Genomic DNA, 22,739 nt, shown 5'->3' with positions numbered 1-22,739 from the left:
CAGGCCAAGAAGGACGCCCTGGAGAAGGTCGGCGTCCGCGTCGGCAGGACCCCGAGCGAGACCGCCCGCCTGATGCGGTCGGTGCTGGCCGCGCTGGGTACGCCGCCCGTGCCGCCCGTGCCGCCCGTGAAGGTCTCCCTGGGAGCGGGGGAGGCGCCGTGAAGTTCGACGTCAACCTCTCCATCCTCTTCACCGAGCTGCCGCTGCTGGAGCGCCCCGCCGCGGCGGCCAAGGCGGGCTTCGACGCGGTCGAGCTCTGGTGGCCCTTCGCCGTCCCCTGCCCGGCCGACCGCGAGATCGACGCCCTGCGGCGGGCGATCGAGGAGGCCGGGGTGCGCCTGGTCGGCCTCAACTTCGACGCCGGGGACATGGCGGCGGGGGAGCGGGGCCTGCTGTCGCGGCCCGACGGCTCGGCCAGGTTCCAGGCCAACGTCGAGGTCGCGGCGGGCCTGGCCGGAGCGCTCGGCTGCCGGGTGCTCAACGCCCTCTACGGCAACAGCGTGGCGGGGCTGACCCCGCGGGCCCAGCGCGAGCTGGCGCTGTCCAACCTGTCCCTGGCGGCGAGGGCGGCGGCCGGGGTCGGCGCCACGGTCGTGGTTGAGGCGCTCAACTCCTACGAGAGCCCCGACTACCCGATCACCTCCTCGGCCGCGGCCTTCGAGGTGATCGACCAGGTGGACGCGGGCAACGTGGCCTTCCTCGCCGACCTCTACCACCTGCACCGGATGGGCGAGGACGTGCTCACCCTCATCGACACGAGCGTCCACCGGTTCGGCCACGTCCAGATCGCCGACGCCCCCGGCCGGGGGCAGCCGGGCTCCGGCGCCATGCCGTACGACCAGATCCTCGAGCGCCTGGAGACCTCGGGATACCGGGGCCACATCGGGCTCGAGTACCGCCCCACCGGCCCCAGCGCCGAGAGCTTCGGCTGGAGGGACGCTTGACCTCCCGCACGGGCCGTACGGGGCACACCACCGGATCGCGCGCGGTGACCGGCCGCGCCCCCACCCCCGGGCCGAGGCCCGGGGTCTCCACCTTGGAGGTATTCGATGAACGCTGAGCGAGGGAGGAGCGGTGAGCCGCTCATGAACATCGGATTCATCGGCCTGGGGATCATGGGCAGTCCGATGGCGGCGAACCTGGTCAGGGCCGGGCACACCGTCGTCGGCTACGACATGAGCGCCGAGCGGATGGACGCCCTCGCCGTGGCCGGCGGCAAGTCCGCGGGCAGCGTGGCGGAGGCCGTCGCGCAGGCGGAGGTCGTGATCACCATGCTGCCCGACTCGCCCCAGGTGGAGGAGGTGGCCTTCGGCGACGACGGGCTGCTCCAGCAGGGCAGGCGGGGCCTGATCCACATCGACATGAGCACCGTGCGGCCCGAGACCTCCCGCAGGGTCGCGCAGGCCGCTGCCGTCAAGGGCATCAGGGCACTGGACGCCCCGGTGAGCGGCGGTGAGCGCGGCGCGGTCGACGGCACCCTCTCGATCATGGTCGGTGGCGCCGCCGCCGACTTCGCGGCCGTACGCCCGCTCCTGGCGGTCGTCGGCACGACGATCGTGCACGTGGGTCCCGCCGGGGCGGGGCAGACCGTGAAGGCCGCCAACCAGCTCGTCGTCGGGGGCATCTACGGCCTGGTCGCCGAGGCGATCGTGCTGCTCGAAGCCTCGGGGGTCGACCCCGCGGGCGGACTCGACGTCCTGGCCGGCGGGCTGGCGGGCTCCCGCATCCTCGACCTCAAGCGGCACTCCATGATCAGGCGCGAGTTCGCGCCGGGGTTCCGGATCGACCTGCACCACAAGGACATGGGCATCGCCATCGCCGCGGCGCGGGAGGCGGGCGTCTCGCTCCCGCTCACCGGGCTGGTCGCCCAGCTCGTCGCCGCGGCCCGTGCCCAGGGGCACGGCTCCCTCGACCACTCCGCCCTGCTCAAGGTGATCGAAAGGATCAACCAGTGAAGCGGATCCCCTGCATGGAGGCCGTGGTGGCCGTCCTGGAGTCCGAAGGCGTCGACACCGTCTTCGGCATCCCGGGCGCGGCGATCCTCCCTCTCTACGCGGCGCTCCAGCACAGCGACATACGCAACGTCACCGTCCGCCACGAGGAGGGCGGCACGCACGCCGCCGACGGCTGGGCCCGGGTCACCGGCAACGTCGGCGTCTGCATCGGCACCTCTGGCCCGGCCGGCACCAACATGATCACCGGCCTCTACACCGCCCTCGCCGACTCCATCCCCATGATCTGCATCACCGGGCAGGCGGCGCGCGACAAGCTCCACCAGGAGGCGTTCCAGGCGGTCGACATCGTGGAGATCGCCAAGCCCGTCACCAAGTGGGCGGTCCAGCTGAAGGAGCCGGCCCAGGCCCCCTGGGTGTTCAGGGAGGCCTTCAGGATCGCCAGGTCCGGCCGGCCGGGCCCCGTCCTGATCGACCTGCCGATCGACGTGCAGCGCGGCACCTGCCTGTACGACGCGGAGATCGACACCCCGCTCCCCATCGACGTCCCGCAGCCCACGGCCCCGGCGGTCCGGGCGGCGATCGACATGCTCATGGGCGCCCGGCGGCCCCTCATCCTGGCCGGCGGCGGGGTGGTCATCGCCGACGCCGCCGCCGAGCTGCGCGCGCTCGCCGAGCACCTGCAGGTTCCCGTCCAGGTGACGCTGATGGGCAAGGGGGCCTTCCCCGAGGACCACCCCCTGTTCGCCGGCATGGCGGGCATCCAGACCCAGACGCGCTGGGGCAACGCGGCGCTGCTGGAGAGCGACCTGGTGCTGGCGGTGGGCGCCAGGTTCGGCGACCGGCACACCGGCGACCTCGACACCTACCGCCGGGGGCGCAGATTCATCCACGTCGACATCGAGCCCACCCAGATCGGCAAGGTCTTCGAGCCCGACCTGGGCGTGGTCGGCCACGCCCGGCCCACGCTGGCGGCCCTGGCGAAGGAGGCGCGCGGCCGTACCGAGGCCCGCCGTCCCGGACGGTGGCCCGCGCGGGTCACCGAGCTGCGCAGCACGCTGCTGCGGCGCGACGACTTCGACGACGTGCCGATCAAGCCGCCGAGGGTCTTCCGGGAGCTGAACGACTTCTACGGGCCCGACACGACGTTCGTCACCGCGATCGGCCTCTACCAGATCTGGTCGGGACAGTTCCAGAAGACCTACCTCCCGCGCCGATACCTCGTCTGCGGGCAGGCCGGGCCGCTGGGCTGGGAGGTGCCCGCCGCGATGGGCGTCAAGTGCGCCTACCCGGAGCGGCAGGTGGTGGCCGTGGCGGGCGACTACTCCTTCCAGTTCCTGATGGAGGAGATCGCGGTCGCCGCCCAGTACCGTATCCCGTTCGTCATCGTGATGATCAACAACGAGTATCTCGGGCTGATCCGCCAGGCCGAGATCCCCTACGACATGAACTACGCCGTCGACCTCCACTACGGCGAGGGCGGTGTCGACCACGTGAAGCTCATGGAGGCGTTCGGCTGCCCGGCCCGGCGCGTCGAGCTGCCCGGTGAGATCGGCGACGCGCTGGCCTGGGCGAGCGCGGAGTCGGACCGCCTGCAGCTCCCGGTGCTGGTCGAGGTCATGGTCGAGAGAGAGGCCAACGCGGCCATGGGCCCCGCACTCGACGCGATCAAGGAGTTCGAGCCGCTGCCCGAGCAGGAGCTCGCCCTGGCCATCGACTGGTCCGACTGAATCGACCGGTCCAACCGAGGAGACCACCCATGTCACTCATGCTCAAGCCGGGGTCGGCCTGGTCCGACGCCTACGACCGGTGCGTGGCGGCGGCGCCCCAGGCCTTTCACGACGACCGGGTGCTCAACCACTGGGGCGGCTTCTGGCAGCGCGACGGCCGCCCGGAGCCGGCCGCCTCGCCGGTGGACGGCACCGCCATCGCCGGGCCGCCCCGCCTCGACAGGGCCACCGCCCTGCGCGCGGTACGGGCCGGTCTCGACGAGCACCGCCTCTGGCGCCACGTGCCGCTCGCCGAGCGCAAGGCCCGCGTCACGGCGGCGCTGGAGGCGATGACCGCCCACCGCGACCTGCTGACCCTGCTGCTGGTCTGGGAGATCGGCAAGCCGTGGAAGCTCGCCGCGGCCGACGTCGACCGGTGCATCGAGGGGGTGCACTGGTACGTCGGCGAGATCGACCGGATGGTCGCCGGCCGCGTCCCCCTGGCCGGCCCGGTCAGCAACATCGCCAGCTGGAACTACCCGATGAGCGTGCTGATGCACGCCATGCTCGTGCAGGCCCTCGCGGGCAACGCGGTCATCGCCAAGGCGCCCACCGACGGCGGGCTCGCCTGCCTCACCCTCGCGACCGCGCTCGCCGCCCAGGAGGGGCTGCCGTTCACCCTTGTCAGCGGGGGAGGCGCCGAGCTCTCCCCGGCGCTGGTGCGCGGCAAGGAACTGGGCTGCGTCTCCTTCGTCGGCGGGCGCGACGCGGGCGGGCAGGTGGCCACCTCGCTCGCCGACCTCGGCCACCGGCACGTCCTGGAGCAGGAGGGGCTCAACTGCTGGGGGGTGTGGGAGTACGGCAACTGGGAGCTGCTGACCGGGCAGATCCGCAAGAGCTTCGACTACGCCAAGCAGCGCTGCACGGCCTACCCGCGCTTCGTGGTGCAGCGCTCGCTGTTCCACGACTTCCTGGCCGCCTACCTGCCGGCGGTCCGGTCGGTGCGCTTCGGCCACCCGCTGGCCGTGCAGGGGCCCGACGACCCGCCGCCCGACCTCGACTTCGGCCCGCTGATCACCAACGCCAAGGTCAAGGAGCTCGCCGACCAGGTGGACGAGGCGGTGGCCAAGGGCGGGGTCCCCCTGTACCGGGGCTCCCTCGACGACGGGCTGTTCCTGCCCGGCCAGGACACCTCGGGCTATCTGGCGCCCGTCGCCGTCCTCGGCCCGCCGCGCTCGTCCCCGCTCTTCCACGCCGAGCCCTTCGGGCCGGTCGACACCATCGTGCTGGTCGACACCGAGGCCGAGTTGCTGGCCGCGATGAACGCCAGCAACGGCGCGCTGGTCGCCACGGTCTCCTGTGACGACGAGGAGACCGTCAGGCGGCTGGCCCCGGAGGTGCGGGCGTTCAAGGTGGGGATCAACGCGCCCCGCTCACGCGGCGACCGGGAGGAGCTGTTCGGCGGGCTCGGCGCCTCCTGGCGGGGTGCCTTCGTCGGTGGCGAGCTGCTCGTCCGGGCCGTCACCCAGGGGCCGGAGACCGAGCGCCTGCCGGGAAACTTCCCCGGCTACACCCTCCTGCCCACCTCCCGCTGAAGGCAGGGGGAGCTGAGGGGGCGTCAGAAGGCGCCGAAGAAAGCCGGGGAGCCGAGGGAGGTGTCAGAAGGCGCCGAAGCGATCGGCGGCGAGCAGGATGAGGAAGGTGAGCAGCGCGACGCGCAGGAGACGCCCCCCGTTTCCCAGGGACGGCCACGACATGTAGGCGAGCCAGCCGACGAACCCGATCACCGGAAGCACGGCGACGCCGCCCCAGAAGGACGGCACCGCGAATCCGGCCAGGAGGAGGACCACCAGCGCCACCGGGGCGATCCACCGGGGGAGCTGGAACAGGAAGACGAGCGGGGCCGCGCTGCGTCGCTCGACCTTCCGCCGCAGCCCGGTCGCCCCCGGCGTGAAGAACTGCTCACCCGGGGGCAGCGGGCGCTTGCCCTGCCTGGGGCGGGGCTGTGCCAGCGGGTGTGCGGGGCGTTCCTGACGCTTGTCGGCCACAGGCCGAGCCTAACGCCACCGCGCCCGCCGCGACATGCCCGGAGCCGGGGACCATCCGCTGCCCGCTGCCCGCTGCCCGTTGCCCGTTGCCCGCTGCCCGCCGCCCATCCCGTACCCGGGAACGGGCGGGGCGGCGCGGCAGCGCCAAGCCCCCAGGGGCTTGGCGTCTCAGGGCACGGCCTCTCAGGGCACGGCGTGGCCGGGACCGGGAGCGGGCTCTGTCATGCTGGGCGGATGCTTGCTCTCATCCGCTACTCGGTGCCGCCGGGCCAGACCGAGGAGTTCACGCTCCGGGCTCACGAGATCGTCGACACCCTGGCCGGACAGCCGGGCTACGTGCGCGGCCGGGTGTCGAGGTCGGTGGACGAGCCGGAGCTGTGGGCGCTGGTCAGCGAGTGGGAGGGCGCGGGGTTCTACCGCAGGGCACTGGGCGCGGCGCGGATGGCGATGTATCCGCTGATGACCCTCATGATCAACGAACCGAGCGCGTTCGAGGACGTCGAGCGCCCCTGACGCCCCGCCCGTCGTCCCGCCGTCATCCCCTGGGAAGCTTTGCCCGGACGAGGCGGGCGTCGTGGTTTATCCGCACGTCCCGGGGGTTCGTCTCCCCTAAGCTGGGAGCTCAATCAATTCCTCGCCGACCTCCAGCCGGATGGAGATTCTCCCTTATGGCACGCCGTACGGACATCATGGACACCATCGTCAGCCTCGCCAAGCGGCGCGGTCTTGTGTATCCCTCCAGCGAGATCTACGGCGGCCTGCGCGCGTCGTGGGACTACGGTCCACTGGGCGTGGAGCTCAAGAACAACGTGAAGCGGCAGTGGTGGAAGACCGTGGTGCAGGGGCGTGACGACGTGGTCGGCCTCGACTCCTCGGTGATCCTGGCTCGCGAGGTGTGGCAGGCCAGTGGCCACGTGGAGACCTTCACGGACCCGTTGACCGAGTGCCAGTCGTGCCACAAGCGCTACCGGGCCGACCACCTCGAAGAGGCCTACACCGAGAAACACGGAAAGCAGCCCGTCAACGGTCTGGTCGACATCACCTGCCCCAACTGCGGCACCAAGGGCGCCTTCACCTCGCCGAAGCAGTTCAGCGGCCTGCTGAAGACCTACCTCGGCGCGGTCGAGGACGAGTCGGGCCTCGCCTACCTGCGTCCCGAGACCGCCCAGGGCATCTTCATCAACTACCTCAACGTGCAGCAGTCGGCGCGCAGGAAGGTCCCGTTCGGCATCGGCCAGATCGGCAAGTCGTTCCGCAACGAGATCACCCCGGGCAACTTCATCTTCCGCACCCGCGAGTTCGAGCAGATGGAGATGGAGTTCTTCGTCAAGCCGGGCAGCGACGAGGAGTGGCACCAGTACTGGATCGACGAGCGGTTCCGCTGGTACACCGACCTGGGCATCAACAAGGACAACCTGCGCATCTACGAGCACCCGAAGGACAAGCTCTCCCACTACTCCAAGCGGACCGTCGACATCGAGTACCGCTTCAACTTCACCGGCACCGAGTGGGGCGAGCTCGAGGGCATCGCCAACCGCACCGACTTCGACCTGACCGCGCACGGCAAGGCCTCCGGCACCGACCTGAGCTTCTTCGAGCAGGACACCGGCGAGCGCTACGTCCCGTACGTGATCGAGCCGGCCGCCGGTGTCGACCGGGCCACGCTCACCTTCCTGATCGACGCCTACACCGAGGACGAGGCGCCCAACGCCAAGGGCGTCATGGAGAAGCGCACGGTCATGCGCCTCGACCACCGGCTCGCGCCGGTCAAGGTCGCGGTGCTCCCGCTGTCGCGCAACGCCGACCTGTCGCCCAAGGCCAAGGACCTGGCGGCCCAGCTCCGCCGCCGGTGGAACGTCGAGTTCGACGACGCGGGCGCGATCGGCCGCCGCTACCGCCGTCAGGACGAGATCGGCACGCCGTTCTGCATCACCGTCGACTTCGACACGCTCGACGACCAGGCGGTGACCATCCGCGAGCGCGACTCGATGGCCCAGGAGCGGGTGGCTCTCGACCAGGTCGACGCCTACCTCCGCCGGCACCTCAACGACTGAGGTACGCCCCGCCCGACCGGTCACGGCCGGCGCCCCCCGCACCCGGGGGTCGCCGGCCGTCGCTGTTCTCCCAGCCTCGGCGGTCCCTCCACCGGGCGGCCCGGGGCGAAAGACGAGATAAAAAGCAGGCTTACGGCGGTTTTCGGAGGCTTTTGATGACATCAGGGTGATCGTTCGTTCAACGAAGGGGAGAACGATGGCACGCGTATCACCTTGGAAGGCCGTTCCGGGGGTCGTGGCCCTCGGCGGGGTCGTCTTCCTGCTCACGGGAAGTGCGGCTCACGCCGATCCGCGACCCGCCCACGACGCGATCGAGCTGCGGCTGCTCGTCGACGACTGCCCGGCCTCGACCTCCGCGATCGCCCCGTGAACGAGTACACCGAGCACGTCGAGCACACGGACCACGTGAGGGAGATCCCGTCAGGTACGGACGGCGGGGCGGAGAGAGCGCCGGAGAGTGCCGTGCTCGGGCGGGCGCTGTTCGAGGTCAAGCGGGTGATCGTCGGCCAGGACCGCATGGTCGAGCGCCTGCTCGTCGCGGTCCTCGCCCGGGGGCACTGCCTGCTCGAGGGGGTTCCCGGCATCGCCAAGACGCTGGCCGCCGAGACGCTCGCGGGTGTCGTGGGCGGCTCGTTCGCCCGGATCCAGTTCACTCCCGACCTGGTGCCCGCCGACATCGTCGGCACCCGCCTCTACCGGCCGTCCACGGAGAGCTTCGACATCGAGCTGGGCCCGGTGATGGCCAACTTCGTGCTCGCCGACGAGATCAACAGGGCTCCGGCCAAGGTCCAGTCGGCGCTGCTGGAGGTGATGGCCGAGCGCCAGGTGAGCATCGGCGGGCGCACCCACCCGGTGCCCGCTCCGTTCCTGGTCCTGGCGACCCAGAACCCGATCGAGTCGGAGGGCGTCTACCACCTGCCCGAGGCCCAGCGGGACCGCTTCCTGATGAAGATCGACGTGGGGTATCCGAGCGAGTCGGAGGAACTCGCGATCCTCTACCGGATGAGCACCGGCCGGCCGGTCTCCCGGCGGGTGCTCGACTCCCGGCGGCTGCTGGCGCTCCAGTCGGCCGCGGACGACGTCTTCGTCCACCACGCCGTCGCCGAGTACGCGGTCCGGCTGGTGTACGCGACCCGGGAGCCCGCGCGGTTCGGGCTGGAGGAGGTCGCCCCTCTGCTGGCCTTCGGCGCGAGTCCGCGGGCGACGCTCGGCCTGGTCGCCGCGGCCCGTGCGCTGGCGTTGCTGCGCGGGCGCGACTACGTGCTGCCCGAGGACGTCGCGGACCTGGCCGGTGACGTGATCGCGCACCGGCTGGTGCCGTCGTTCGACGCGCTGGCCGACGACGTCTCCCCCCGGCGGATCGTGGACCGGGTGGCCGCGGCGATCCCGATGCCCAGGATCGCCCCCGGCCAGGGAGAGGCGGCCTGATGCGGCACCTGCTGTCCGAGCGGGTGCTCCGGCGGCTGGAGCTGACCGTGGTCAGGCGTCTCGACGGGCTGCTGCAGGGCGACCACCAGGGGCTGACCCCCGGTCCCGGTGGCGAGCTCGCCGAGGCGAGGCCGTACACGCCGGGTGACGACGTGCGCCGGATGGACTGGAACGTCACCGCCCGCACGGCGGAGCCGCACGTGCGGGACCTGATCGCCGACCGGGAACTGGAGACCTGGGTGCTGCTCGACGCCAGCGCCAGCATGGACTTCGGCACCGCGCTGATGGAGAAGAGGGAACTCGCGCTCGCCGCCGTCGCGGCGGTCGGTTTCCTCACCGAGCGGACCGGTAACCGCGTCGGGGCGCACATCCTGCACGGCGGCGAGGTCCGGCGGTTCCCCGCCAGGAGCGGGCGCCCGCATCTCATGGCGCTGCTGGGCGCGGTGTTCTCGCTGCCGCGTACCGAGCCGGGTGTCGCGACGCCGCGCGTCGGACCGGCCGCCGACGACCTGCGCCGCGTCGTGCGCCGCCGCGGGCTCGTGGTCGTCGTCTCGGACTTCCTCGATCCCCCGGAGAGCTGGGAGAGGCCGTTGCGCCATCTCGCGCTCCGCCACCAGCTCCTCGCGGTGGAAGTCGTCGACCCCAGGGAGCTGACCCTGCCCGACGTGGGGGTGCTCACCCTCGTCGACCCGGAGACCGGCCGGCGCAGGGAGGTCTCCACGGCCGGCGCCCGTCTCCGCGAGCGCTACGCCGAGGCCGCCGCGGGACGGCGGGCGGCCATCGCGACCGCCCTGCGCCGGTGCGGGGCCGCGCACCTGCGCCTGGACACCGACCGCGACTGGGTCCGCGACCTGGTCCGTCACGTCGTGCTCCAGCGCCGCCTGGCGCGGGCCCGCGGCGCGCAAGGTACGAGAGGCGGTGTGGCGTGACGTTCCTGTCTCCCGTCTGGTTGTGGCTGCTGGTGCCCGCCCTGATGCTCGCGGTTCTCTACGTCGTCATGTATCTGCGGCGCAGCCGGTACGCCCTGCGGTTCACCAATCTGGACCTGCTGGACAAGCTGGCGCCCAAGGGGCCCGGGTGGCGCAGGCACGTGCCCGCCGCGGCGTTCATGGGGATGCTGGTGCTCCTCGTCGTCGGGTTCGCGCGGCCGACGGCCGAGGTGCGGGTCCCGAGAGAGCGGGCGACGATCGTCGTGGCGTTCGACGTCTCCGCGTCGATGCAGGCCACGGATGTGGCGCCCAACCGGTTCGCGGCGGCGCGGGAGGCCGCGCGGCGGTTCGTCGCGGACCTGCCCTCCCGGTTCGACCTGGGCCTGGTCACGTTCTCGTCCTCGGCCTCGGTGAGCGTGCCGCCCACCGCCGACAGGGCGGCGGTGCTGTCCGCGATCGACCGGCTCACCACGGACTCGGGTACGGCCATCGGCGAGGCGGTGTTCTCGTCCCTGGACGCGATCGACGCCCTGGAGGGCGGTGAGCGCGGTGAGCGGCCGCCCGCCCACATCGTGCTGATGTCCGACGGGTCGAGCACCATGGGCCGGACGCCGGAGCTGGCGGCGCGGGAGGCGGCCTCCCGGCGCGTGCCGGTCTCGACCATCGCGTACGGCACGCCGGACGGCACGATCCAGATGGGCGGCAGGGAGACGCGGGTGCCGGTGGACGGCCCGGCGCTGCGCGAGCTGGCGGAGAGCACCGGCGGGGGTTTCTACGAGGCGGCCTCCGGCGGCGAGTTGCGGGCGGTCTACGACGACATCGGCAGCTCGGTGGGCTACCGGACCGAGCGGCAGGAGGTCTGGCCGTGGTTCGTCGGGGTGGCCCTGATCGGCGCGGTCGTGGCGGCCGGAACCTCCCTGTTCTGGTTCTCGAGGATCCTGTGAGGAGGCGGCCATGGTGACGTCACACGATCGGCCCCCGGGGCTCGGGCGGCCCCGCGGGCCGGGTTTCACGCCGGGGGCCCCGCCCGCGGCCGCACCGCGGCGGGAGACCGGCCCGTCACCGGGCACGGTGACCGCCGCGCGGAAGGCGGGGGCGGGACGCGTCCTGGTCGCCGCGGCGCTCGTCGCCATGGTCACCGGTGGAGCAGCGGGCGTCGCGACGGCCCGGCTGGCGGGAGAGGAGCGGGCCGCTCCCGTGGCGCTGCCCCGGTCCACCGCCGTCCCGGCCGTCCCGTCCGGGCCGGCGGGTGTCACGGGCGGCCTGCGCGGCACGGCGGCCAGGGTGCTGCCGAGTGTCGTGTCGGTCGAGTCGGGCCGGGGCTCGGGCTCCGGCTTCGTGATCGACGGCGCCGGGCACCTGCTCACCAACGCGCACGTCCTGGCCGGCGGCGCGGGCGTCACCGTCGTGCTCGGTGACGGGCGGCGGCTGCCCGCCACCGTCGTGGGCACCGACGAGGCGTACGACCTCGCGGTGCTCAGGGTGGACGACGCCCGCGGGCTGGTCCCCGCGGAGCTGGGCAGGTCCGCGGACCTCGCGGTGGGGGACCAGGTGCTCGCCGTCGGCTCCCCGCTGGGACTGGCGGGTACGGTCACCGGCGGCATCGTCAGCGCCCTCGACCGACAGGTGAGGCTGGGCGGGCGCGGGCAGACCGCGTTGCAGACCGACGCCTCCATCAATCCCGGCAACTCCGGAGGCCCGCTGGTCAACGCCCGGGGCGAGGTGATCGGGGTCAACACCGCGATCGCGACGCTCTCGCGGCGCGGGGCCGGATCGATCGGCATCGGTTTCGCGATCCCGATCGACAGGGCGGCGCCCGTCGCCGAACGGATCATCCGGGAGTGAACGGAGGCGGACGGACCTTCTGGGAGCGGATGGAAGCGGACGGAAGTGGAGGGAAGGGAATGCAGGGGAACAGGGGCGCGGTATGGCGGTGGCATCCGCGTTTCCGGCCGCACACGACCTAGGTTCGTACCATGCGACTGCTCGTTGTCGAAGATGAGGAAGACCTGGTCGACGCCCTGCGCGTGGGGCTCGTCCGGGCCGGATACGCGGTGGACGTCGCCTGCGACGTGGCCCAGGCGCGGGAGAAGCTCCAGGTCAACTCGTACGACCTGGTCCTTCTCGACCTCAACCTGCCCGGAGGGGACGGCTTCGAGGTCTGCCGGGCACTGCGCGGGACCGACCAGGGCCAGGCCGTGCGGATCATCATGGTGACCGCGCGGGACCGGCTGGACGACCGGGTCAGGGGGCTGGACGAGGGCGCCGACGACTACCTGGTCAAACCGTTCGCCTTCCCCGAGCTCCTGGCCCGGGTCCGCGCGCTGCTCCGCAGGGAGCCGGGCGGCGGTACCGCGATCCTGCAGGTCGGCTCGCTGCGGCTGGACACCTCCCGGGTGGAGGCCCACTCGACCGGGCGCGAGCTGGGGCTGACCCCCAAGGAGTTCGGTGTCCTGCACTACCTGATGACCCGCCCCGGGCACGTCGTCTCCGCCGAGGAGCTTCTGGAGCACGTCTGGGACGAGCACACCGACCCGTTCACCAACACCGTGCGGGTGACGGTGGGGAACCTGCGGCGCAAGCTCGGCGCCGACGCCGTGATCGAGACCGTGGTCAGCAAGGGCTACCGGCTGCGGGAGGACGTGTGAGGTTCTCCTTCGTGCAGACGATCCGCTTCCGGCTGACCGTGCTCTACTCCAGCCTGCTGTTCCTGCTCTCCGCGCTGGTCGTCGGCCTGCTGTACGTCGCGGTGGCCAGGAGCGCCGAGGAGCGGCCCTACACCGTCCAGCAGGCCAAGCTCTACAGCGTCGACACCGAGCGCTACGTCGGCAAGGCTCCCGTCGTCGAGCTCGCCGAGGTCGAGAACGCGGTCAACCTGCTCACCCTGCGGACCCTGCGCGACTACTCGCTCCTCACCCTGGGCGGGCTCTTCCTGGCGAGCTTCGGCATCGGCTGGGTCCTCTCGGGCCGGGTGCTGCGTCCGGTGCGCTCGATCACCAGGGCCGCCGCCGAGATCCAGGGCACCGACCTGTCGCGGCGGATCCTGCTCACCGGCCCGAAGGACGAGCTGCGCGACCTCGCCGACACCGTCGACACCATGCTCGGCCGCCTGGAAGGAGCCTTCCTGGCGCAGCGGCAGCTGATCGACGACGCCTCCCACGAGCTGCGCAGCCCGCTGGCCATCATCCGGGCCAACGTGGACGCCGTCCTCGCCTCGCCCGACAGCACCGAGGAGGAGCGGATGCGCGCGGTGGCCATCGTGGACCGGGCCACCACCCGGATGACCCGCCTGGTCGAGGACCTGCTGGCGACCGCGCGCCGGTCCGCGCCCGCGCTGGCCGACGCCGAGGTGGACGTGGGGACGCTGGCCGCCGAGGCGGCCGAGGAGTTCACCGCGCTCGCGGCCGGGCGCGGGCTGTCGATCCGCAGGGCGCTGCCCGCCGGGCTGCGCGGGGTGGGGGACCACGACGCGCTGCGCCGGGCGGTGGGCAACCTGCTCTCCAACGCGGTGCGGCTCGCGCCGGGCGGGAGCGAGGTCGTGGTGGCGGCGGGCCGTACCGGGGGCTGGATCTGGGTGGCGGTGCGCGACGCCGGGCCCGGGGTGCCCGAGGACGACCACGCGCGGGTGTTCGACCGGTTCTGGCGCGGCCAGACCAGCCGCCGCGACCGGCACAGCGGGCTGGGCCTGGCGATCGTCCGCCAGATCGTGGAGTCGCACGGCGGGCACGTGCGCCTGTTCTCCCGGCTGGGCGAGGGAAGCGTGTTCGTGCTGTGGCTGCCGTCCGGCGAGGGCCCGGCGGAGGGGGAGGTTCCCGACCTGAACCCTCTCGCCGGAGCCGGCCTGGCGGGTCGCTGAACCGGTCGTGAACGGGTTTGAATGGGCGGGAAATTGGTTTATACCAATTGGTGTAAACCAATTTTTGAGGTGATCGATATCCTCGCGTATTTGATCTGGATTTGAATTGGATTAGACCGGTTTGCCTGCTTTGAGCTGCGATGATGCTGTTCTGTGTGGTGAGTGCCGTTTCATCGTCTTGTTCGTCGGTAGAGTCCGGAGAGAGGCGGAACCAGACGCCGATTGAAGTCGCAGAAGGAGCAACCGTGCCGAAGTACGTTTACGACTTCACCGAGGGCAACAAAGATCTCAGGGACCTGCTCGGCGGCAAGGGAGCGAACCTCGCCGAGATGACCAACCTCGGGCTGCCGGTGCCCCCCGGCTTCACCATCACCACCGAGGCGTGCCGGAGCTTCCTCGCCGACGGGGTCCTTCCCGAGGGGATGCAGGAGGAGGTCTCCGAGCACCTGTCCGCCCTGGAGGCCGCGATGGGCCGACGGCTGGGCCAGGCCGACGACCCGCTCCTGGTGAGCGTGCGCTCCGGAGCCGCGTTCTCCATGCCCGGCATGATGGAGACCGTCCTCAACATCGGGCTCAACGACGACTCGGTCCACGGGCTGGCCAAGCAGGCGGGCGGCAACGAGCGCTTCGCCTGGGACTCCTACCGGCGCCTCATCCAGATGTTCGGCAAGACCGTCCAGGACATCGACGGCGAGCTCTTCGACAACGCCCTGGAGGAGCTCAAGGACGGCCGCGACGACCTGGAGCTGGAGGCGGCCGACTTCAGGCGCCTGGTCGCGACGTACAAGGAGATCGTGCGCGCCAAGACGGGCGAGGACTTCCCCGCCGACCCGTACCGGCAGATGCGCATGGCGGTGGAGGCCGTGTTCGCGTCGTGGAACGCCCCGCGCGCGGTCCTGTACCGCCGCCAGGAGCGCATCCCGGCCGACCTGGGCACGGCGGTCAGCGTCTGCTCGATGGTCTTCGGCAACTGCGGCATGGACTCCGGCACCGGGGTGGCCTTCACCCGCGACCCCGGCACCGGCCAGCAGGGCGTGTACGGCGACTACCTGCAGAACGCCCAGGGCGAGGACGTGGTCGCGGGCATCCGCAACACCATGCGGCTGCAGGAGCTGGAGGGCATCGACAAGCCCGTCTACGACGAGCTCATGCGGACCATGAAGACGCTGGAGGACCACTACCGCGACCTGTGCGACATCGAGTTCACGGTCGAGCGCGGCAAGCTCTGGATGCTCCAGACCCGGGTGGGCAAGCGGACCCCGGGCGCCGCGTTCCGTATCGCCGTGCAGCTCGTCGACCAGGGCGTGATCGACCTCGACGAGGCCGTGACCCGGGTGACCGGCGACCAGCTCGCCCAGCTCATGTTCCCCAGGTTCGCCGAGGACGCCGGCAGCAAGGTGATCGCCAGGGGGATGAACGCCTCGCCGGGCGCGGCCGTCGGCAAGGCCGTCTTCTCCACGCCCAGGGCCGTCGAGCTCGCCGAAAGCGGAGAGGCCGTCATCCTGGTCCGCCGCGAGACCAACCCCGACGACCTGGCCGGGATGATCGCCGCCCAGGGCGTGCTGACGAGCCGCGGGGGCAAGACCTCGCACGCCGCCGTGGTCGCCAGGGGCATGGGCAAGACCTGTGTCTGCGGCGCCGAGGAGCTGGAGGTCTCCGCCGCGGACCGCGCGTTCACCACGGCCTCCGGCCTCGTGGTCTCCGAGGGCGACGTCATCTCCATCGACGGCACCAGCGGAGCCGTATATCTCGGCGAGGTGCCCGTGGTCCCCTCCCCGGTCGTGGAGTACTTCGAGGGCTCGGGCGACCGGGACGACGAGCTCGTCCGCGCCGTGCACCGGATCATGTCCCACGCCGACGGGGTACGCCGGATGGCCGTGCGCGCCAACGCCGACACCGCCGAGGACTCCGCCAGGGCGCGCAGGTTCGGCGCCCAGGGCATCGGGCTCTGCCGCACCGAGCACATGTTCCTCGGCGACCGTCGCGGCCTGGTCGAGGACCTGGTGCTGGCCACCTCCGCCGAGGAGCGCGAGCGGGCGCTGGCCGCGCTGGAGCCGCTGCAGCGGGCGGACTTCACGAAGATCTTCCAGGCGATGGAGGGCATGCCCGTCACGATCCGCCTGATCGACCCGCCGCTGCACGAGTTCCTGCCCGACTACACCGAACTGTCGGTGCGGGTCGCCCTCGCCGGTGACGCGGCGGAGGAGAAGGACCGCAGGCTCCTGGTCGCGCTCAAGCGGCTCCACGAGGAGAACCCGATGCTGGGCCTGCGCGGCGTCCGGCTCGGCCTGGTCATCCCCGGCGTGTTCGCCATGCAGGTCCGGGCGATCGCGGCGGCGGCCAAGGCGGTGCCCGGCAGCCGTCCGGAGATCATGATCCCGCTGGTGGCCGCCGTCCAGGAGCTGGAGCACGTCAAGGACGAGGCGCGGCGGATCCTGGAGGAGACCGGCGTCGACGCGCTGATCGGCACGATGATCGAGGTGCCCCGCGCGGCGCTGACCGCCGGGCAGATCGCCGAGGCCGCCCAGTTCTTCTCCTTCGGCACCAACGACCTGACCCAGATGACCTGGGGCTTCTCCAGGGACGACGTCGAGGCGGCCTTCTTCGCCAAGTATCTGGAGCTCGGCGTCTTCGGCGTCTCTCCGTTCGAGACCCTGGACCGCGACGGCGTCGGCAGGCTCGTCGAGATCGCCGTCGAGCAGGGCCGCGCGACCCGTCCCGACCTGAAGCTGGGCATCTGCGGCGAGCACGGCGGCGACCCGGACTCGATCCACTTCTGTCACCAGGCCGGTCTCGACTACGTGTCCTGCTCGCCGTTCCGCATCCCGGTCGCCCGGCTGGAGGCCGCCCGCGCCACCCTGGTGTGCGGCGGTTCCGACACCCGCTGACCCCCGCCCACTTCGCGAGGCGCTCCGGCACCACCGGAGACGACGCCCCGCGGAGCCGGTCCCCGCGGCCCGCCCCACCCTCACCGGGGCGGCCGCGGGCCCGGTACGCGCCACGCCAGCGCGGTCGCGCTCCTGGCGGGCCTCCCCCGACGGGCCGCTCGTACGGGTGGGGAACGGCGGCACGCGCCCGGTGACCAGGTGTTTTCCCGCCGTTCGGCATGGCAGGGCCCTTTCGCGGATAAAATCAGTGCACTTATGCATGGCTATGACGAACACGATCAGGCCAGGTGGGTGCCGGAACCGCCCGGCAACCCCGGCCGAAGCCCGTTCGAGCGCGATCGGGCACGGGTGCTGCACAGCGCCGGGCTCCGCAGGCTCGCCGCCAAGACCCAGGTCGTCGGCCCGGGGGAGACCTTCGGCAGTGGCCAGCACATCCCCCGCACCCGCCTGACCCACTCCCTGGAGTGCGCGCAGATCGGCCGCGAGATGGGGGAGACCCTCGGCCGCAACCCCGACCTGGTGGAGACCGCCTGCCTGGCCCACGACCTCGGCCACCCGCCGTTCGGCCACAACGGGGAGACGGCGCTCAACGAGCTCGCCGCCGGGTGCGGAGGCTTCGAGGGCAACGCGCAGAGCCTGCGCCTGCTGACCCGGCTGGAGGCCAAGGTCGTCACCGAGGACGGCCGCAGTGCCGGGCTCAACCTCACCCGCGCCTCCCTGGACGCCGCCGTCAAATACCCGTGGACCCGCGAGAGAGGCGCCAAGTACTGCGTCTACGACGACGACACGACGGTCTTCGAGTGGATCAGGGAGGGCGCGCCGGAGGGACAGGTCAGCTTCGAGGCCCAGATCATGGACTGGGCCGACGACGTCGCCTACTCCGTACACGACCTGGAGGACGCCCTGCACTCCGGCGGCGTGGTCCTGGAGGCGATGCGCGATCCCGCCGAGCGCCGCGACGTCTGCGCGACCACCCGCGAGTGGTACGCCCCCGACGCCGAGCCCGGCGAGCTGGAGGACCTCTTCGGACGCCTGATCACCCAGCCGCTCTGGCCCCGCCACTTCGACCGCTCACTCGCCGACCTCGCCGCGATCAAGGGGCTGACCAGCTCGCTCATCGGCCACTTCTGCAAGTCCGCGGAGGTCGCCACCCGCGAGGCGTACGGGCCGGCGGCCGGCCGCTACAGCGCCGACCTGATCGTGCCCAGGGCCACCCGGCTGGAGTGCGCGCTGCTCAAGGGGGTCACGGCCCACTACGTGATGGCGAGCGACGCGCACAACGCCAACCAGGCCAGGCAGCGCGAGCTGATCCACGACCTGGCCCACCACATCATGCTGGGCGCCCCCGGCACCCTGGAGCCCGCGTTCAGGCCCGCCTTCGCCAGGGCCGGCGGCGACGGCGGCCGGCTCCGTGTGGTCGTCGACCAGATCGCCTCGCTCACCGACACCTCCGCCGTCGCCTGGCACCGCGCCCTGGCGGCCCGCTGACCGGGCCGTGTCACGTTCCCTGGGCCGGCCCGGCGCCCCTCCACGAGGCCCGGTGCCCCGTACCGGGCGGTGTCGTGGACGAGCCCGTCGCGGGCCGCCGTGTCACGTTCCCGGGGCCAGGGTGCCGGTGCCGCCCAGCGGGATCTGCTCCGGCTCCGGCGGCTTCGGCTTCCTGGTGGGCTTCTTCGTCGGCTGCGGTTTCGACGCGCACAGGGTGAAGCACCGGGGAGCCGCGCCGGTCTGGTTCATCACGGCCTGCATCTCCTCCCTGGGGGAGAGCGTGGGGTTGCCCTTCAGCCAGGCGTCCAGGTAGTTCCAGGGCTTGACCATGCCCCGGCGCACCCACCACATCGAGGGGGAGGTCTTCCAGGAGATCGCGAAGTAGAGGTTGCTGGCGGTCGAGCGGGCGTTGCCCGAGTTGCCGATCTGGCCCAGGACCTGACCGGCGCTGACGCGCAGTCCCGGCCTGATCCCCAGGGCGACCTTGTCCAGGTGGCCGCCGAGGTAGCGCACGCCGTCGTCGCCGATGACCGTGACGAACCGGCCCTCCCGGTCGGCGCCGCGGTCGGTGGAGGGCTTCCACCGGTTCTTGGTGTTGACCTCGTCGACCACGCCGTTCACCGGCGAGACGAACGAGCAGCCCTTGCCGGCCCAGATCGTGGTCTTGGGCAGCACCAGGAGCCTGCTCTCGTAGGTGACCGAGCAGCCCTTCACCGGGAAGGCGTAGGTGTGCTTGGAGACCTTCGGCGGCGGGACCCGAACCGGCGGGTCGGCCTTGGGGCGGTCGACCGCGGTCCGGGGGGCCGGGGTCGGGGTCGCCTCGGGTATGGTCGCGGTGACCGACGAGGCCGGTGACCCGGCCGCGGACTCCGTCCCGGGGGTCGGAGCCGCCGTGCCGATGCCCGCAACCCCGCCGGGCGACGCGCAGGCTCCGGTGACGAGCACCGCGCCGGTCACAGCGGCCAATCGTGCTATATGCCCCGATCGCATGATCTCCACCCGCGTACATTATCGAGAATCCGCCTTTACCTTTGTAACCGACGTCCTGGTTGGTCACGACCACTTCGGGAAAGTCATCGTTCCTCCTGTCCCTCCCGTCTCGGCAGTAGCGCCCCGGCCTGCCGGAAGATCGCGGCGAGGGCGGGCGCACTCGTCGCCCCGACCTGTCGGGGGGCCGGACTAGACTCGCGGCGTGGCAGGCCGGATCAGTGATGAGGACATCGCGCTCGTACGGGAGCGCTCGCCGATCGCCGACATCGTGGGCGAGCACATCCAGCTCCGCAACGCGGGCGGCGGCAACCTGAAAGGGCTCTGCCCCTTCCACGAGGAGAAGAGCCCGTCCTTCAACGTGACCCCCACCCGGGGTTACTGGTACTGCTTCGGCTGCGCCGAGGGCGGTGACGTCATCACCTTCGTCCGGCGCCTGGAGCATCTGTCGTTCGGCGAGGCGGTCGAGCGGCTGGCCAACCGGGCCGGCGTCCAGCTCCGCTACGAGCAGGGCGGCTACGTCCCCGGGCGAGAGCAGGGCGAGCGCATCCGCCTGATCGAGGCCCACCGGGCGGCGGCGGAGTTCTACGTCTCGAAACTGTCCGCCCCCGACGCCGCGATCGGGCGCAGGTTCCTGTCGGAGCGCGGGTTCGAGCGGGTCGACGCCGAGCGCTTCGGCGTCGGATACGCCCCGGCCGAGTGGGAGGCCCTCTCACGGCACCTGATGGCGCGGGGCTTCACCACCGCGGAGCTGATCAAGGGCGGGTTGGCCAAGGAGGGGCGGCGCGGCCCCATCGACCGCTTCAGGGGACGGCTGGTCTGGCCCATCCGCGACATAACCGGCGACGTCATCGGTTTCGGCGCACGGAAATTGAACGATGCCGAAGACGGGCCTAAATACCTGAACACCCCGGAAAGTCCGCTCTACAAGAAGAGCGAGGTCCTCTACGGCGTCGACCTGGCCAAGCGCGAGATCTCCAAGCGCTCCCAGGCCGTGATCGTCGAGGGCTACACCGACGTGATGGCCTGCCACCTGTCGGGCGTGCCGACGGCGGTGGCCACCTGCGGCACCGCGTTCGGCGAGGAGCACATCAAGGTGCTCCGGCGGCTGCTGCTCGACCAGTCGGGGTCGCGCGGCGAGGTGATCTTCACCTTCGACGGTGACGCCGCGGGCCAGAAGGCGGCCCTGCGCGCCTTCGCCGACGAGCAGAAGTTCGTCACCCAGACCTTCGTCGCCGTGCAGGCCGACGGCCTCGACCCGTGCGACCTGCGCATCAGGCACGGCGAGGCGGCCGTGCGCGACCTGATCGCCGGTCGGGAGCCGCTGTTCGCGTTCGCCATCCGCAGCGTGATCTCCCGCTACGACGCGAGCACCAACGAGGGGCGGCTCTCCGCCCTCGACGCCGCCGCCCCGATCGTGGCCGGCATCAAGGACAGGTCCCTGCGCCGGCTGTACGCCGTCGACCTCGACCGGTGGCTGGGCTTCAACAACGAGCAGTTCGTCCTCGACCGGATCACCGAGGTCTCCGCGGCGGCCCAGCCGCGCGCCCAGCAGCGCCCCGCGGGGCCCCGCAAGGTCGCCGACCTCACCGATCCCGGCGTACGGACCGAGGCGGAGGTGCTGCGGCTGGCCGTGCAGCGTCCCGCGCTGCTCGGCCCGGCCTTCGAGGCGCTGGGAGCGGAGGCGTTCACGCTTCCCGAGCACGCGGCCCTCTACCGGCTGATCGTCGGCTCCGGCGGCACCGCCACGGCGGGGCAGGGCGGGCGAGAGTGGGTCGACCTGCTGCTCGGCGGGGCCGAGGACTCCCTGCGCGGGGTCGTCACCCGGTTCGCCGTGGAGGAGCTGCGCGCCGACCTGGCGAGCGAGGAGCGCTACGCCTCGGCCATGCTGGCGGCCCTGGAGCTCGTCTCGGTGGCGCGGGCCATCGAGCGGCTCAAGTCGAGGATGGAGCGGACGAACCCGGTCGACGAGCAGCAGGAGTACAACCGGCTGTTCGGAGAACTGGTCGCGCTGGAACAGCAGCGGCGGGTGCTCAGGGATCGTGCCGCCGGGAGCTGACGGCGTAATTGGCATTAATATCCGCGGGATGTTTCCACCAAACCCGAATAAGGTCTCGATCCGATAATGATCGCGGCCTTACCTCCGGTGACAAAAATAGGTCTGCCATTTAGGGGACCCAATACAGCAGACTGTCTCCCGTGGGTGCATCGGTGCTGCCAAGTGGGCCGCCATCGGTAGACCAGGTGGCCGACCTCGTTACGAAGGGAAGGGAGCGCGGAAGCGTCACGGTCGATGACGTGGCCGCCGCTCTCGACAAGTCCGAGCTGCCGTCCGACGCGCTCGAACGCGTCGTCCGCATGCTCGCCGAGCACGGAGTGGAGGTCCTCGAGCCCCAGGGCGACGAGGAGCCCGTCCGGCCCGATGAGGAGGATGTCGGGAAAAGGGCCCCGACCAGCGATCTTGTCCGCATCTACCTGCGGGAGATCGGTCGCGTGCCCCTGCTCACGGCCGAGGAGGAGGTGGAGCTCGCCAAGTCCATCGAAGCGGGCCTGTTCGCCGAGGACAAGCTGACCAGCGTCGTCTCGCGTCTGGTCTTCCCGGAGTTCAAGGAGCTCGCCTGGCAGGGCACGCGGGCCAAGCAGCGGCTGATCGAGGCCAATCTGCGGCTGGTCGTGTCAATCGCCAAAAGATATGTGGGACGCGGGATGCTGTTCCTGGATCTCATCCAGGAGGGCAACCTCGGCCTCATCCGGGCGGTCGAGAAATTCGACTACACCAAGGGCTACAAGTTCTCCACATATGCCACCTGGTGGATTCGCCAGGCGATCACCAGGGCCATCGCGGACCAGGCGCGCACCATTCGGATTCCGGTGCACATGGTCGAGACGATCAACAAGCTGGTACGGGTCCAGCGCCAGCTCCACCAGGACCTCGGCCGCGAGCCCGCGCCCGAGGAGATCGCGATGGAGATGGACCTGCCGATCGATCGGGTGATCGAGATCCAGCGGATCGCCCAGGAGCCGGTCTCCCTCCAGTCGCCGATCGGCGAGGAGGACTCCGACCTCGGAGACTTCATCGAGGACGCGGACGCGGTGGTGCCGATGGAGGCGGCGGCCTTCATCATGCTGCAGGACCAGCTCGACGACATCCTCGCGACCCTCTCCGATCGCGAGCAGCGCATCATCCAGCTGCGCTTCGGGCTCGCGGACGGGCATCCCCGGACCCTGGAGGAGGTCGGCAGGGAGTTCGGCGTGACGCGCGAGCGCATCCGGCAGATCGAGTCGAAGACCCTCGCCAAGCTCAGGCACCCGACGAGGGCGCAGATGCTTCGCGACTACCTCGACTGAGGAGCCACACGGCGCGGGGCCTGTTGTGATCGTCGTGGAACCTCCGTTCCCG

19 protein-coding genes are annotated in these 22,739 nt (G+C 71.5%); 17 read left to right on the top strand and 2 right to left on the bottom strand.

All coding sequences use genetic code 11. The features are described from left to right. Window positions 1–158: 158 nt before the first annotated feature. From ACVCAG_RS19045 to ACVCAG_RS19030, 4 genes are all read left to right on the top strand, one after another. A complete protein-coding gene (locus ACVCAG_RS19045) occupies window positions 159–944 on the top strand; it encodes a TIM barrel protein (RefSeq protein ID WP_440084217.1) in 786 nt (261 codons plus the stop codon). 141 nt (window positions 945–1,085) lie between these two features. Further along, on the top strand, window positions 1,086–1,955 hold the full coding sequence (locus ACVCAG_RS19040) for a 2-hydroxy-3-oxopropionate reductase (protein WP_440084219.1): 870 nt from the start codon (window positions 1,086–1,088) through the stop codon (window positions 1,953–1,955). After that, window positions 1,952–3,682: a glyoxylate carboligase gene (gcl, locus tag ACVCAG_RS19035; protein WP_440084220.1), complete on the top strand. Its 1,731-nt coding sequence runs from the start codon at window positions 1,952–1,954 to the stop codon at window positions 3,680–3,682. Before ACVCAG_RS19040 ends, gcl begins: the two co-directional genes overlap by 4 nt. A 29-nt stretch (window positions 3,683–3,711) precedes the next feature. Next, on the top strand, window positions 3,712–5,256 hold the full coding sequence (locus tag ACVCAG_RS19030) for an aldehyde dehydrogenase family protein (RefSeq protein ID WP_447190092.1): 1,545 nt from the start codon (window positions 3,712–3,714) through the stop codon (window positions 5,254–5,256). A 63-nt stretch (window positions 5,257–5,319) separates the two neighbouring features. On the opposite strand, the gene ACVCAG_RS19025 is transcribed toward ACVCAG_RS19030, so the two are convergent. Further along, window positions 5,320–5,709 carry a DUF6703 family protein gene (locus ACVCAG_RS19025; protein WP_362846538.1) on the bottom strand — a complete coding sequence of 130 codons (390 nt, stop codon included), beginning with the start codon at window positions 5,707–5,709 and terminating at the stop codon, window positions 5,320–5,322. A gap of 234 nt (window positions 5,710–5,943) precedes the next feature. Between ACVCAG_RS19025 and ACVCAG_RS19020 the strand changes: the two genes are divergently transcribed. The 11 genes from ACVCAG_RS19020 (at window position 5,944) to ACVCAG_RS18970 (ending at window position 18,352) form a co-directional block, all read left to right on the top strand. Next, window positions 5,944–6,222, top strand: coding sequence for an antibiotic biosynthesis monooxygenase family protein (locus tag ACVCAG_RS19020; RefSeq protein ID WP_344748919.1), 279 nt, complete (start codon window positions 5,944–5,946; stop codon window positions 6,220–6,222). 155 nt (window positions 6,223–6,377) lie between these two features. Continuing rightward, window positions 6,378–7,763 (top strand): glycine--tRNA ligase, encoded by a 1,386-nt coding sequence (locus ACVCAG_RS19015; protein WP_447190091.1) that lies wholly within the window; start codon window positions 6,378–6,380, stop codon window positions 7,761–7,763. Between the two features lie 196 nt (window positions 7,764–7,959). Then, window positions 7,960–8,133 carry a hypothetical protein gene (locus ACVCAG_RS19010; RefSeq protein WP_329092155.1) on the top strand — a complete coding sequence of 58 codons (174 nt, stop codon included), beginning with the start codon at window positions 7,960–7,962 and terminating at the stop codon, window positions 8,131–8,133. 35 nt (window positions 8,134–8,168) lie between these two features. Then, window positions 8,169–9,191 carry an AAA family ATPase gene (locus ACVCAG_RS19005; protein WP_440084436.1) on the top strand — a complete coding sequence of 341 codons (1,023 nt, stop codon included), beginning with the start codon at window positions 8,169–8,171 and terminating at the stop codon, window positions 9,189–9,191. Then, window positions 9,191–10,120, top strand: a complete 930-nt coding sequence (locus tag ACVCAG_RS19000; protein ID WP_440084224.1) for a DUF58 domain-containing protein — start codon at window positions 9,191–9,193, stop codon at window positions 10,118–10,120. The genes ACVCAG_RS19005 and ACVCAG_RS19000 overlap by 1 nt, the downstream gene beginning before the upstream one ends. Continuing rightward, the gene (locus tag ACVCAG_RS18995) at window positions 10,117–11,064 is read left to right on the top strand and encodes a VWA domain-containing protein (protein WP_440084226.1); all 948 of its coding nucleotides are present in this window, start codon (window positions 10,117–10,119) and stop codon (window positions 11,062–11,064) included. The genes ACVCAG_RS19000 and ACVCAG_RS18995 overlap by 4 nt, the downstream gene beginning before the upstream one ends. 10 nt (window positions 11,065–11,074) lie before the next feature. Next, window positions 11,075–11,965, top strand: a complete 891-nt coding sequence (locus tag ACVCAG_RS18990; protein WP_447190090.1) for a S1C family serine protease — start codon at window positions 11,075–11,077, stop codon at window positions 11,963–11,965. Window positions 11,966–12,096: 131 nt separating this feature from the next. Beyond that, window positions 12,097–12,768, top strand: a complete 672-nt coding sequence (locus ACVCAG_RS18985) for a response regulator (RefSeq protein WP_440084229.1) — start codon at window positions 12,097–12,099, stop codon at window positions 12,766–12,768. Beyond that, entirely contained in the window at window positions 12,765–13,976 is a 1,212-nt protein-coding gene (locus ACVCAG_RS18980) for an ATP-binding protein (protein ID WP_440084230.1), read from the top strand. Before ACVCAG_RS18985 ends, ACVCAG_RS18980 begins: the two co-directional genes overlap by 4 nt. A gap of 245 nt (window positions 13,977–14,221) precedes the next feature. Next, the gene (ppdK, locus tag ACVCAG_RS18975) at window positions 14,222–16,864 is read left to right on the top strand and encodes a pyruvate, phosphate dikinase (protein ID WP_447190089.1); all 2,643 of its coding nucleotides are present in this window, start codon (window positions 14,222–14,224) and stop codon (window positions 16,862–16,864) included. A 255-nt stretch (window positions 16,865–17,119) separates the two neighbouring features. Beyond that, entirely contained in the window at window positions 17,120–18,352 is a 1,233-nt protein-coding gene (locus ACVCAG_RS18970; protein WP_440084234.1) for a deoxyguanosinetriphosphate triphosphohydrolase, read from the top strand. A 102-nt stretch (window positions 18,353–18,454) separates the two neighbouring features. Here ACVCAG_RS18970 and ACVCAG_RS18965 read toward each other — a convergent pair whose 3' ends face one another. Then, a complete protein-coding gene (locus tag ACVCAG_RS18965) occupies window positions 18,455–19,309 on the bottom strand; it encodes a peptidoglycan DD-metalloendopeptidase family protein (RefSeq protein ID WP_440084235.1) in 855 nt (284 codons plus the stop codon). 235 nt (window positions 19,310–19,544) lie between these two features. Here ACVCAG_RS18965 and dnaG point away from each other — a divergent pair, with 235 nt between their 5' ends. Together dnaG and rpoD are read left to right on the top strand one after the other, a co-directional pair. Then, complete coding sequence (gene dnaG / locus ACVCAG_RS18960; RefSeq protein WP_447190088.1) at window positions 19,545–21,398, top strand: DNA primase; 1,854 nt, start codon at window positions 19,545–19,547, stop codon at window positions 21,396–21,398. Between the two features lie 152 nt (window positions 21,399–21,550). After that, complete coding sequence (gene rpoD / locus ACVCAG_RS18955; protein WP_362677942.1) at window positions 21,551–22,687, top strand: RNA polymerase sigma factor RpoD; 1,137 nt, start codon at window positions 21,551–21,553, stop codon at window positions 22,685–22,687. Window positions 22,688–22,739 lie beyond the last annotated feature (52 nt).

This window comes from Streptosporangium sp. G12 (assembly GCF_052983175.1).
The sequence above is the reverse complement of the archived record's forward strand: the minus strand, read 5'-3'. Positions and strand labels throughout refer to the sequence as shown.

Bases quoted from the DNA above. Each gene is read 5' to 3' on its own strand.
- ACVCAG_RS19010 (WP_329092155.1), top strand. From the start codon at position 7,960: ATGGCACGCGTATCACCTTGGAAGGCCGTTCCGGGGGTCGTGGCCCTC.
- ACVCAG_RS18970 (WP_440084234.1), top strand. From the start codon at position 17,120: ATGCATGGCTATGACGAACACGATCAGGCCAGGTGGGTGCCGGAACCG.
- ACVCAG_RS19040 (WP_440084219.1), top strand. From the start codon at position 1,086: ATGAACATCGGATTCATCGGCCTGGGGATCATGGGCAGTCCGATGGCG.
- ACVCAG_RS18990 (WP_447190090.1), top strand. From the start codon at position 11,075: ATGGTGACGTCACACGATCGGCCCCCGGGGCTCGGGCGGCCCCGCGGG.
- ACVCAG_RS19015 (WP_447190091.1), top strand. From the start codon at position 6,378: ATGGCACGCCGTACGGACATCATGGACACCATCGTCAGCCTCGCCAAG.
- ACVCAG_RS19030 (WP_447190092.1), top strand. From the start codon at position 3,712: ATGTCACTCATGCTCAAGCCGGGGTCGGCCTGGTCCGACGCCTACGAC.
- ACVCAG_RS19000 (WP_440084224.1), top strand. From the start codon at position 9,191: ATGCGGCACCTGCTGTCCGAGCGGGTGCTCCGGCGGCTGGAGCTGACC.
- ACVCAG_RS19020 (WP_344748919.1), top strand. From the start codon at position 5,944: ATGCTTGCTCTCATCCGCTACTCGGTGCCGCCGGGCCAGACCGAGGAG.
- ACVCAG_RS18985 (WP_440084229.1), top strand. From the start codon at position 12,097: ATGCGACTGCTCGTTGTCGAAGATGAGGAAGACCTGGTCGACGCCCTG.